We start from the raw sequence: 12,366 nt of genomic DNA, 5'->3' as shown, positions 1-12,366 counted from the left end.
CTCGCGGTTGCCGGATGACGCAACACTGTAGGAAATGAATGTGAAATGCGTTTGACAGCGCGTTGTAATTTTTCCCGGCGTCTCTCCGTTACTCCATCCCGGGACCGGACTCGACGGCGAGCAGGTTCAGCACGATGAAGATCGCCGGCTGATTGTCGACGCTGATCGCGATGCCCAGCGTCGCGCTGATCCATCGGCCGATCTTCGTGGCCGCGAAGTCGTCGCTTTGCGCGGACTTCTTGACCGTCACGCCGAGCTTCACCGCGCGATAGTGATACGACGGAATATGATGCCGCGCCGCGACGCCCGACAGTCCGCCCTTGCCGCCCGACGACCATCCGAGCGTGCCGGCCAGCACGAGCCGCTCGTACTTGTCGAGGCCATCGACGAAATCGCGCGCAAGCAGCCGCACGCGCGCCTCGCTCAGCCCGTATTGCACGAGCACCGATTCGACCGGATCGGCGACCGCATGAGCGTGCTCGTCGACTTGCTGGCCGATGCCGTCCAGTTCGATCGACAGGTCGCGCTGATAACTCGCGCTGCGCAGGCAGTCGATCAGGAAGCGCCTGAAATAGGCGCATACGGCATAGCGGGTGGATGGCGCGCTCTGTTCGCCCGAATGCGATTCCGTATGCCCCGGTTCGAGCCTCAACACCTTCGAATAGATGAACTGCGCGATCAGCTCTTCCTTGTCTTCTCTCAGCGACTGCAATTCGGGCGGATGGTAGCTGCGCAACGCGCTTTTCACGAGCGTATAGATGGAAACCATTTCGTCGTGCGACAGATGCGTTCTGCGCCGCCAGAGCGCGGCCAACGTCGATACAGAACCGGCGTCCGCCGCGGCGTTCATCGTCAAGGTATCCATCATGTCCCCCCATATCGGTGGCTACGCGAGGAGTATGGTTTTTTCGTACCGATCGTCCAATATGGATTAAGTGATAGCCGTCGCCTAAACCCTCGGGTAAACCGGTCGAGCACGGAGACTTCCGCCGCTTGCTGACGTTACCGAGCGTTGCGCCGCGACAAGGGGATGACAGCATGCATGGCGATCGTGAGCAGAATGAGATCGATACCGATCTCGCGAATACGCTGTACGCCGCGGATCCCGTTGCCTTCGTCGCACACGGCTGCGCACTCGTCCTTCTGAGCGCCATCTACTTACCCCGCGAAGTCGACAGGCGAATCGCCCTTGTCTGCATGTCTGTCTATGGCATCGCGAACCTCGCGGCGCTGTGCTTGTGGGCATGGCGTCGTCATCGTCCGTTCGCGCTCGATGCGCGTGACTGGGTCCGCCTGCACGCGCTCGAAAACGCCGTCCTCTACGGTGCGCCCGGTCTTTCGATATGGTTGGCATCGCAGATTGATTCCAGCGATGCCCTCGCCGTTCATATCGTCCTGATCGTGGCGCTGGCCGGGCTTGCCTATGCGTCGAACTTCCTGTGCTCGATGAACCTGTGCGCGGCTGTCGTGGCGCTGATGACGCCGGCCGTTGCCATGCATCTCGTGCAGCCCGCGCATGGCCCTGTCACGACGGGCCTGCTGCTCGCGGCGTTCGGCGTCGCGCTGTGCCTCGTCGCGGCGCAGTACCGGCGGCGTCACCGGTGCATCGTTGCGGCGCTCGTCGACCAGCAAAGGCTCGCCGAAACCATCACGCGCCAGAAGTGCCTGATCGAAGACGCGAGCCGCGCGAAGACACGCTTCTTCGCCGCCGCAAGTCACGACCTCAGGCAGCCGCTCCATGCGATCGGCCTGCTCGCACAAGCGTTATGCGAGCGCGGCGCGAAGCCCGAGGAGCGCGATGAAACCGCCCGCAATATCATCGCGAATGTCGAGGCGTTGAATCACCTGTTCAATCAGGTGCTCGATCTGGCGCGCATCGAGAGCGGCGTCACGCAGGTCATCCCGCAACACTTCCGCTTGTCGGAACTGCTCGCGCGCATCGACAAGCAGTTCCGCCCTGCTGCCGCCGCGAAAGGGCTGGCGTTCCGCATCGCGCCGACCGCGTGTATCGCGAAGACCGATCCCGTGCTGCTCGAACGCATCCTGATCAATCTCGTATCCAACGCAGTGCGTTACACGGAGTGCGGCGCGATCTGGATCGGCGTGCGGCATGGCAACGATCCCGAGCGCTGCCATATCGAAGTGCGCGACTCGGGCATCGGCATCGCGCCGCACGAACACGAGCTGGTATTCGAAGAGTTCTATCAGGTGCCGCTGCCGCAGCATGCGATGCGGCAGGGCCACGGGCTCGGCCTGTCGACGGTGCGCCGCCTGATTCGCCTGCTCGGCGACGAACTCACGCTGCGCTCGGACCTCGGACGGGGCACCACCGTTCGCGTGCCCGTGAAACTGGGCGAAGCAAGTCTGATCACCGCGAGTTTGACCGCGCCGCCGTCCGTGGGCGCGCTGATCGAAGGCCGCCATATCCTGTGCGTCGACGACGATCCCGCCAATCTCGATGCCCTCAGCACGCTGCTCACGCGCTGGGGCTGCATCGTGCGCGGCTGCCGCGACGAACTCTCGGCGGTGCGCGCAATCGCCGAGGGCTTCGTGCCGGACGCGTTCGTATGCGACTACCAGATCGGCCGCCATCAGACGGGCGTCGATGCGATCAGCGCGGTGCGCGAAACGCTGCGGCGGCGCGGTCACAATCAGCTTGCGTGCGTGATGATCACCGGCGACATGGCGTCGCCCGAACTGTCCGCGCTCGCCGCCGATGGCGTGCCGGTCCTGCGCAAGCCGGTGACGCCGACGCGCCTGCGCCGCACGCTCGATCTGCTGCTGCAGGAAAGCGGCCAGGACGAGGCGGCGTGACGGCGCGTGGCGCCGATGCACGCCGCGCTCAGAGTTCGCGCCCGGCCTGCAGCCAGCCGTTGATGACCGCGATCGCAGACGAGCGGTTATGCACGCCGAGCGCCCGAAAAATGACCGACAGATGGACCTTCACCGTGCCTTCGGCCACTTGCAGTTCGCGGGCGATCATCTTGTTCGTGCAGCCCTGGTGGACGAGCCGCATGATTTCGCGCTGGCGTGGCGACAGGTTTTCCATCAGATGCAGATGATGCGGCGCAAGCGTGACGGCGGGACCGCTGCAGGACGTGTTCGGCGAAGGGGCAGCCGTGCGCGGTGGCGCAACACGCGATCCGCCGATGAGACTCAGCGCCTCGATTGGCACGTACGCGCCGCCGGAAAGCACGAGTTCGATCGCCTTGAGCATCACGTTGGCCGGCTCGCGCTTGGGCACGAAGCCGAGCGCGCCCGCGGCGAGCACGGCGCGCATTTCGTCGACGGATTCTTCCGCCGACAGCACCACGAGCGGCAGCGCGGGATTCGCCTTCAGCAGAGCCGTTAGCGACGACGCGCCCGCCATGCCCGACATGTGCAGATCGACGATCGCGAGATCGTGATTCGCTTCGGGCCGTGCGGCGGCGGCGAGCGTGTCCCAGCTATCGGCGTCGTCGAATTGCGCGTCGGGATCGATTCCGCGCAACAGCGACTTGACAGCCTGACGGATCAGTTCGTGGTCGTCGGCGACGAGGAACCTCATGCATGTCTCCATGCTCAGATGGCGTGACGCGCGATGAATTGCGTGCGCGTCACCGCATCATTCACTGTGTATCGTCGACGCACAAGTCCGGATCGCTCACGACGCAATCGGCGCTCGGCATCGCCGGCCCGCCACGCACGCGCACGCCCGATTCCTTCGCGGAAATGCGCAGTCCTTTCGGCAGCAGGACCCACATCTGCGCCGGCTGCTTCATTCTGCTCGCCTTCTGCTGCGCCTGTGCGCCGGTGCCGAAGAAATAGTCCGCGCGGACCGCGCCGCGAATCGCGCCGCCCGCGTCCTGGGCCATCAAAAGCCGCGTGATGGATGCCCCCGATCCGCCCTCGCTGGCATCGACGAATACGGGTGCGCCGAGCGGCGTCGTGCGTGGATCGATCGCGGCGGAGCGCTCCGGCGACAACGGCACCCCGAGCGCGCCGATGGGACCCGCCGCCGAATCCGGGATGGGGCGGAAGAAGACGTAGCTCGGGTCCGATGCCGCGAACTTATAGGCGATGGGCGCGGCGGTCGCGAGCGGCGCGACCGGCGGGTTCGTTGCGCGGGGCGAATCGATCGGGGCGGCGCCTGCGTTTCCTGTCTTACCCGCCGGCGATGGCGTGCTCACGCGGGACGGGCGCACCGCGGGCGTCGCGCCTTTGGCCAGGTTGAAGCCGCGCAGCAGCGGGGAGTCGGGGGAGGCGTCCTCGTCGGCAGCGGGTTCGTCCTGCGCGCCGCGCAGCAGCGGGGATTGCGGGGTGTCGTCGGAGGTGGCCGTATCGGGCTTGTTCTCGACGGAAATCGCGCTTTCTTCGAGCGCGATTTCGACACCGCGCACGAGAATCTTGCGGCCCTTGCTCTGCGCGCTCGCGACCGGCGGATTGAACGCGTAGCCGTTCTGTTCCGCATAGGCGAGCCGTATGACGCTCACGCCGTCGGGCAGGACGATCTTGCCTGCGCCTTGCAGTTGCATCGAATAGAGCATCGCGGGGTCCGCGACATAGGCCAGCACGGGCGCGTCGATGCGGCCGCGTTCGATCTGCGCGCGCGACAGATACGGCACGATGCGGCCGCCCACGAGCCGCAAGCGCAGCTTCTTGTCGCGGATATCGGGGACGCTGTTGCCGAGGTCGAGCGCGTACACGCCCTTGGCGCGGCTCATCGACAGCGCGGTCAGCGGCACCACCGTGCGCCCTTCGATGCGCGCCATCATCGGTTCGGAGCGGGCGCCCGGCGGGAGCTTGCGCGAATCGAGGAAGAGCATGTCGCGGGGGACGCCGTAGACAGGGTACACGTAGGGCGGATCGTAGCGGCGGCTGCCGCGCATCACCGGTTCGTAGTAGCCGGTCAGCACGCCGCGCGACGTGCGGTCTACGTTGCGGATCTGGTAGACGGTGAAGTTGTCCTCGAAGAAGCGCCTGACGGCAGTGCGGTCGGTTGCGCGGATGCCGCGCGAAGCGGCGCACGGGGACGCCCAGGCGGGTTTGGCTCCTAGCACGGAGCAGCTTCTTTTGAATGCTTCCCAGGATTCAGATACGTCGTCGTTGGTCCAGCCGGGGAGGGTTGCGAACGATACCGGCGTATAGAGCGCGTTCTTTGTCGCGAAAGGGGTCGCGGTGCCGGTTATCGATGCCGATGGGCTCGCTGGCAAGGGGTTCGTTATGCCAGGTTCCGGGCCTGTCGGCGTTGCGGGGATCATTTGGGATTGTTCTTGGTCTTTGGGTTGGTCTTGATCGGTCTGGATTTGTTGCGCTGCGGTTTGTGCCTGCGGCGGGGGCGCGGTCGTGCAGCCGGTTGCTAGTAGCAGTGCCGCTGCTGCAACTATCGATGCGGATCGGGCGGTCGATGCTCGTTCTGACATGGTCTTTCTCGAGTTGGCGGTGCGACTATTTTCATTTGGGATGCTTATTTTTCGTGTCGGTCTATTAGTGTGCCCCTCCCCGGGGCGGGGGTCACTTTCTTGGCTGTCGACCAGAGTTGGCGCTTTAGCGCCTTACTCCGGTCCCATGCAAAGAAAGTAACCAAAGAGAGCAGCCTTTTTGGCCCGCAGCAATGACTCGTGTGGCCACTTCGTAGAAGATCAGTGGCACTCAGCTTGTAGACAGCCCTGAATCACCTTCCACGCCCGCTGAGCGCCACGTTCTCCGAGCCCCTTGGCTCGTTAACACCGATCTCTTCTTTCCTTCTTTGACCATCCAAGCAAATAACTTCCCTCCGCGGGCGGGTCACGTCCTTGGCTGTCGCCGAAACTTGGCGCTCCAGCGCCTTATCTGCTCCCACGCGAGAAACGCACCAAAGGAAGCAGCGCTCTTTGGCTGACGCAGCTTGCGTGTGGTTACTTCATGGAACATCGGTGGCAATCAGCTTGTAGACAGCCCCGAATAACCTTCCGCCCGCTGAGCGCACACGTCCTCCGAGCCCCTTGGCTCGTGACCAACGCCTTATCCACGCTCGTCGTAGTGCTCTGCGCCCCTTCGTGCGCCTACGCTTTCTCCTTACTTTGACGATCCAACCACATCGATTTTGAACGTCGCCGCGCCATACGCCACCGGACACGACGGCGCCTCACTGCCGCACGACGGCACTCCCGCAAACGGCGATGCACTCAGCGTCCGTTGCGCCGCCGCCGCAGCCTGCGCCGCAGAAGAAAGACTCCCGAACACCGAGTCATGCGCCATGTCCAGCGACGAAAAATCGCGCGGGGCCAGCGACACGATCGCCATGAAATGATTCTCGCCAATCGGTTCGCCCGCCTGCATCGGCCACGCCGCTCGCGGCAACACCACGCGCTTGCCCGCCACGACACGGTTGTCACGGTCCAACTCATTCGGGAAAAGCTGCAAGTACTGGTTCGCCGGATCAACCGCAAACACATACAGGTAACCCGCGCGATTGCTCGTCACAATGAAACGCAACCTGTCCCGATCCACCACCGCACGCTCAAGCGGCACCTCCACCTTCACCGCAACCGATGGATCCGCCAACGACGCAATACGCGCAAACTCACCAGCAGGCGTAAACGGCGGCAACGCCGGCGGCGGCACAACCACCGCAGGCCGACTCGCCGCCACCGACGCCGCCCCGCTCGCGTTCACCGCCGCCGATGCCGATGCCGCAATCGCCGCCGACCCCGCCGACCCCGCCGACCGCGCCCCATCCGGCCCGCTCGCCGCGCGCTGAACCTGCACCGCCGCCGGCCGATGCGACATCATCTTCGGCACGAACCAGCCGATCCCAGCCGCCGCCAGCACGCATCCCGCACCCACGACCCAGCGCACGCGACGCCGTGCCGCCGCCCCACCGCGCCGCGCATCCGCTCCATCGGCGACGCCCGCCGCCCGCTGCGCCGATGCCGCGTCGAGCTTGATCCCCAGTTCGTCAGCGAATTGCCGGTCCGTCTGCGGACGATCAGCGGGCACGACGGCCAGCGCATGATCGATCGCCCTCAGAAAGCGATCCGAATAGCGTCCCGCCGCCAGCTTCGCGACCGGCTGATAACTGTCGCTCACCATGCGTCCCACCGACGGCGGCGGCGTTCTGCCCGTAATCGCAAAATAGACCAGCGCAGCAAGCGCGTAGTGATCCGTCCACGGCCCCTGCCTCAGCGAGGACACCTCCGCATACTGTTCGATCGGCGCATAGCCCGGCTTCAGAATGACCGTCAACGCCTGCGTCATGTCGCCGATCACGCGACGCGCCGCGCCAAAATCGAGCAGCACCGGCCGATGACTGTCCTCCAGCAAAATGATGTTGTCCGGCGCGATATCGCGGTGAAAGCAGTTCGATGCATGCAGCACCGCAAGCGCATCGATGAGCGGCGTCAGCAACGCGCGCAGCCACGCTTCGTCAGGCGGGCGCTGCATCGACTTCAGCGCGTCCTTCAGCGTCACGCCCCGGTAGTACGGCATCACCATGTACGCGGTGCCGTTCGCCTCCCAGAAGCGGTACACCTTCACGAGCGACTGATGATCGAAGCGCGCCAGCAGCCGCGCCTCGTCGTTGATGAAACTCTTCAGCCCCGCGCGAAACATGCTCTCGTATCGCGACGACTTCACCTGCACCTGCGTCGCACCGACGCGCGCCGCCAGCGCCGACGGCATGTACTCCTTCAGCGCGACCTCGCGATCCAGCGACGTATCGAGCGCGCGATACACAATGCCGAAGCCGCCTTCGCCAATCAGCCCGAGAATCTCGAACTCGCCCAGCCGCGTGCCGGGCGGCAATACGCCATTGGTGGCGGTCATGCCCTGCATGGGCGCACGCGCGCCGCTCACGATCACCGTCTTGTCGTCCCCGGCGCTGGCTTCGATGTTGACTTCGGTCTTGCCTTCGTCGCCGCGGTGCGGAGCCGGCTCGCCCGGACGCCTGCCGGTCGCGTTCATGATGGACGCTCCCGCAACAGCGTCGTGAAAAGCGCCGTATCGGGCAGGCCGTACACCGGCCAGATCGTGAACGGCCTGGGCGTCGCGGGCGGCCCCGCTTCCTTCGGCTCTGCGGCGGCCTCGGGTTGCTCCGCTTCATCCGGCGCGGACTGCGCCGATGTCCACATGCTCATGCCGTAAAGCTCCGTCTGCCAGATCGGCGCGAAGGTGCGCGCGAGGGCATCGGGCAGCGTGGCCGCTGACTGCACGATCCACGGCTCGCTGAACACCGCTGCCCGCGCGTTGTCGCACGGCGGCGCGGGCGCAGGCGCGGGAAGCGCGGCGAGTTGCGCATCGAGCCGCTCGATGCTGTGATCGAAGTCCAGCGCGGCAAGCGCGACGCCTTCGATCGCCGACAGCCATTCCCACAGCGCGACGATCTCGCCGCCCCGCGCGGGCGCGCACGGCAGCGACGCCGCGATCGTCAGCGGAAAATGCCGGCCCACGCGATCCACCGACGCCATCACCACGCCCGTCCAGCACTGCGTGAGCGCCGGAGCGATCGCACCGGGCATCGCGAAGAAGCGCCATACCGGACACGTCAGATAAGACGCCAGCCAGTCCGCGCCGAGCGCCAGTTGCGTCTCGGCGACGCGCTGCGCAAGCCACGCATCCCACGGCGCGACGAACGCATCCGACAAGCGCCGCGCCGCGAAGTCGCCGAGCGAAGGCAGCTTGCCGTACCAGCCGGGAATGGCCGGGGTTTCATCGGCGAGGGCGTGGGCGGGATCGTCGCTCATCGGCGTTCATGGGCGTTCATGGCGTTCAAAGGCGTTCGGGACACGAGAACGCGCGCAAATCGGCGAGCCGGAACGGATTCTCGACGCTGTTCGCCGTCACTTCGAAGCGCGCCTTGCGCCCCTCCACGTCGAAGGTCACGATGAAGCGCTCCGGCTGGCCGGTCGCCTGCACGTCGAGCCGGTCGAACATGCGAAACAGCGCCCACGGTCCTTCAAAGACCAGATTACTCGCCCCGTTCGAAGGCGGCGGAGTCAGTTGCAGGCTCACGCGGCCCGAGTTGCGCGAGCCGGGCCACTGGATCGCCGCCGGGACCTGCGGACCGTGCGCGTAGGTGAGAATCTGCCCGTCGATGTCGAGCGTGAAGGAAAGGATCGTCGGGTCCATGTCGAGCGGCTTGAACTGCAGCGCGAGCGCGGGCGTCTTGCCGCCGCTGCGGAAAAACACGCCGCGGATCGTCGCCGCGCGCTCGAACTGCGCGAGCCCGGCGGGGCTGATCTGCGTCGCGCCGGAATCGGACTTCTTGAAGGCCCACGGCTTCGCGGATACATCGACGTCCTGCGCGAGGTGCTTCTGGAAGAATTCGTCGAACTTGCCGCCCGGCGCGAAGAGCGCGCCGAAATCCTCGGGCAGCACGTCGCGCCCCGACGCCGGCACGAACGGGTAACGGCCGCCCACCGCGCGATCGCAGAATGCGGAAATCGATTCCTTCAGGTCCGCCGACAGATTCACGCGCCGCGCCTGCAGCGTTTCCGCCGCGCCCTGGCTGCCGAGATCCAGCAGCGCGGTGCGGATCGGCTCGGGCATCCGCGCGGCCTGCGAACGCAGCTTCGCGGGCGCGTCGGAGGCGGGCGGCGCGGTCTTCTGCTGCAAGGCTTCGTCGGTGGCGCTCAGGTACGCGTAGACATCGTTGATGAGCGCGAGCGTCTGCACGATCGGCGCGGGCTGCCCCGCGCCGGGACTCGTCGCGAGCGCGTGCAGCGCCGCGAAGCGGTCGTCGACGATGCTCTCCAGCCGCGTGCCGGGCGCGACCGGCGCGATCTTCGTCGGGTCTGGTCCGCGGATGATCTTCTCCAGCCGCTCGCGCGCCGCGCTGATCTTGTCGTTCGCCTTGTCGACGACGCTCGTCTCGTCCTGCGGCTTCGCGGCCAGCGTCGTTTCCCGCGATGCCGCCCGCACCAGCATCGCGAGCGGCGAATCGGGCGCGGAGAGAATGCGCGCGATCTGCGCCGATCGCGACAGGCTGTCCGCCCGCACGATGCGTATGTCGTTCAGGAACTCGCTCCACGTGCGCGCGTAGTCCTGCAAATACAGAAGCCGCACATCCTGGGTCAGGCGCTGCATCGCTGCGGGATCGCCGCGCGGCAGGCCGCTCTGATCGCGGATGCCGAGCACCCACGGCTCTTCGGCGGCGAGTTGCGCGGCGGTATCGTCGACGGCTTTGAGAAACGCCTTGTGATAGCCGTCGAACGAATACAGGCCCGGCACGCCGCGCGTGAGCGGCGCGCCGCTCGCCCGCACGAAGACGAGCTGCGCATTTGGCCCGCCCGCCCGCGCGACGGTGAACTCGGGATACTCCGCGCCCACGCCTTGCTGCTTCACGCGACCGTAGACGCGCTGCGCGAGCGTGCTGGCGGCGAGCATCGAACGCACGCTCGCGACGAGACGTTCGTCGAACGGCAGATTCGGATGCACGACGCCGCGCGACAGCAGCGCATCGAGATGACGGCCAAGCGCCGCGCGCTCCGCGTTGCCGACTTCGCGCGGCAGCGAGCGGTCCCAGTCGGTGACGATCCACACCTTGAGCGCATCGGGGTCCTGATGCTCCGGCTGATTGAGCATCAGATACGCCTTGAGCGCCTCGTACGCGTAGCCCGGATTCGACGCGTTCGCGCTGCGCGCCTGCTCCTCGATGCGCGCGGCCAGCTTCGGCAGGAACAGATCGGTCAGGAGCCGGTCGTAGGCGCCGTTCGCGGCGGCGTCGAGCTTCGCGCCTTGCCATAGGCCCCATTGCATCGCGAGCGGCGGATGCGCGGCATCGACTTGCGGCGTGGAACCGAGCTTTTGCACCGCCGACAGCAACGGCAACAGTGCAAAGAGGCTCGTATTCGCCGCCGATGTCCCCGCCACCGCTTCCTTCGCCGTCCGCGCGGTCCGCTCCACGTTCTCGACATAGGCGCGGTTGCGCAGATAGCTCGTGCCCCACAGCGCCAGCACGCACGCGCTCACCGCCGCGATGCCCGCATACGCCGACAAACGCCGCACATGACGGCGCCGCGCCCATTGCAGGTTCGATCCGGCGAGCCCTTGTTCGGCGAATACGACCTGCTTCAGCAGCCGTTCGATGAAATAGCTGCGCCCGCTCGACGGACGCGGCGGCTGCATGCCGCGCTCGATGCGGTCCATGCGGAAGGCGCGCGCGAGCGAACCCATCACGCGGTCGATCGGCGTGCCTTCCTGCGTGCCGCTCGTGAAATAGACGCCGCGCAAAAACGGCAACTCGTCGTGCTTCGACTGCATGAAGGTGGCGCTGAGTGCTTCGGCCAGCAGCGGCTTGAGCGCCGCGAACTGCTGCGGAAAGCCGATGATCGCCGCGCGCTCGGCAAGCCCGCTTTCCGCGTGCAGGCGATCGGGCAGGCGCGCGACGAGCCGCGCTTCGAGCGCATCGAGTTCGGCGTCGACGCGTGCGGCGAACTCGGCATCGGTCGTGGGGCGGCCGGGCTCGTACGGAAACGTGAAGCCGAAGACCTGCGCGCGCTCTTCCTTCGACATATCCGCGAAGAACTCGGTGAAACCCGCGAGCAGGTCCGCCTTGGTGACGAGCACGTAGACCGGAAAGCGCGTGCCGAACGCCTGGATCAGCTCGCGCATGCGGGCGCGCAACGTCGAGGCCATGTCGCCGGCGCTCGCGTGCGTGGCGGCGAGCAGGTCGGGGACGGCGAGGGTGAGCAGCACGCCGTTGATCGGCTGGCGCGGGCGTGTCTTCCTGAGCAGCGCGAGGAAGCCCTGCCACGCGGTGTGATCGGTGTCGCGGTCGCTTTCCTGCGTGGTGTAGCGGCCCGCCGTGTCGATCAGCACCGCTTCGTCGGTGAACCACCAGTCGCAGTTGCGCGTGCCGCCGACGCCGCGAATCTTGTCGGTGCCGAATCGCCCGGCGAGCGGAAAGCGCAGCCCCGAGTGGACCAGCGCCGTCGTCTTGCCCGCGCCCGGCGCGCCGATGAACATGTACCACGGCAACTGATACAGGTACTGCCGTCCCGAGAACGTGATCCAGTCGCGCCAGCCGGGCTTGCCGCCCGACGCGGTGAGGCGCGCTTCGCGCAGCACGGCGAGCGCCTCGTCGAAGCGTTGCGCGAGCGTCGCGACTTCCGCTTCGCCCGCGCTCGGCGCGGCGGCGCGGGCGGGAGGCGGCCCGTCGTGACGCGCGAGGCCCGCCGCCAACGCGGCCTGCGTGCGCCGCGCGCGCCACGCAACGTACAGCCGCCGCAACAGCAGCAATAGCGCGACGCAGCCAATGGCGATGAAGCGCGCCATCTCCGGTTCCAGCGGATAGTTGCCCGCGAACGACAGCAGCGGCCCCGCGATCCAGATCGCGCCGGCAGTCAGCAAAAATCCGATGATCGTCAGCAGCACCGGATGGAACAGGATCGACAGAATCTTCTTCAT

At 66.5% G+C, this 12,366-nt stretch carries 7 protein-coding genes; 1 reads left to right on the top strand and 6 read right to left on the bottom strand.

Annotated features, from left to right (window positions below; genetic code table 11):
- Positions 1-88 precede the first annotated feature (88 nt).
- Complete coding sequence (locus LDZ21_RS19745; protein WP_244796673.1) at positions 89-865, bottom strand: hypothetical protein; 777 nt, start codon at positions 863-865, stop codon at positions 89-91.
- 173 nt (positions 866-1,038) lie between these two features.
- Here LDZ21_RS19745 and LDZ21_RS19740 point away from each other — a divergent pair, with 173 nt between their 5' ends.
- Entirely contained in the window at positions 1,039-2,814 is a 1,776-nt protein-coding gene (locus tag LDZ21_RS19740) for an ATP-binding response regulator (protein WP_244796390.1), read from the top strand.
- 28 nt (positions 2,815-2,842) lie between these two features.
- On the opposite strand, the gene LDZ21_RS19735 is transcribed toward LDZ21_RS19740, so the two are convergent.
- The 5 genes from LDZ21_RS19735 to tssM all read right to left on the bottom strand — a co-directional run bounded on the left by LDZ21_RS19735 (position 2,843) and on the right by tssM (position 12,366).
- Positions 2,843-3,547, bottom strand: coding sequence for a LuxR C-terminal-related transcriptional regulator (locus LDZ21_RS19735; protein ID WP_035966645.1), 705 nt, complete (start codon positions 3,545-3,547; stop codon positions 2,843-2,845).
- 61 nt (positions 3,548-3,608) lie between these two features.
- Positions 3,609-5,039 (bottom strand): MltA domain-containing protein, encoded by a 1,431-nt coding sequence (locus tag LDZ21_RS19730; protein ID WP_244796389.1) that lies wholly within the window; start codon positions 5,037-5,039, stop codon positions 3,609-3,611.
- A gap of 997 nt (positions 5,040-6,036) precedes the next feature.
- Positions 6,037-7,923, bottom strand: coding sequence for a serine/threonine protein kinase (locus LDZ21_RS19725; protein WP_244796388.1), 1,887 nt, complete (start codon positions 7,921-7,923; stop codon positions 6,037-6,039).
- Positions 7,920-8,702 (bottom strand): type VI secretion system-associated protein TagF, encoded by a 783-nt coding sequence (gene tagF / locus LDZ21_RS19720; RefSeq protein ID WP_244796387.1) that lies wholly within the window; start codon positions 8,700-8,702, stop codon positions 7,920-7,922. Before tagF ends, LDZ21_RS19725 begins: the two co-directional genes overlap by 4 nt.
- A 25-nt stretch (positions 8,703-8,727) precedes the next feature.
- The gene (tssM, locus tag LDZ21_RS19715) at positions 8,728-12,366 is read right to left on the bottom strand and encodes a type VI secretion system membrane subunit TssM (protein WP_244796386.1); all 3,639 of its coding nucleotides are present in this window, start codon (positions 12,364-12,366) and stop codon (positions 8,728-8,730) included.

Source organism: Caballeronia grimmiae, assembly GCF_022879615.1.
GTDB lineage: Bacteria > Pseudomonadota > Gammaproteobacteria > Burkholderiales > Burkholderiaceae > Caballeronia > Caballeronia grimmiae.
This window is presented reverse-complemented; position numbering and strand designations above follow the sequence as displayed.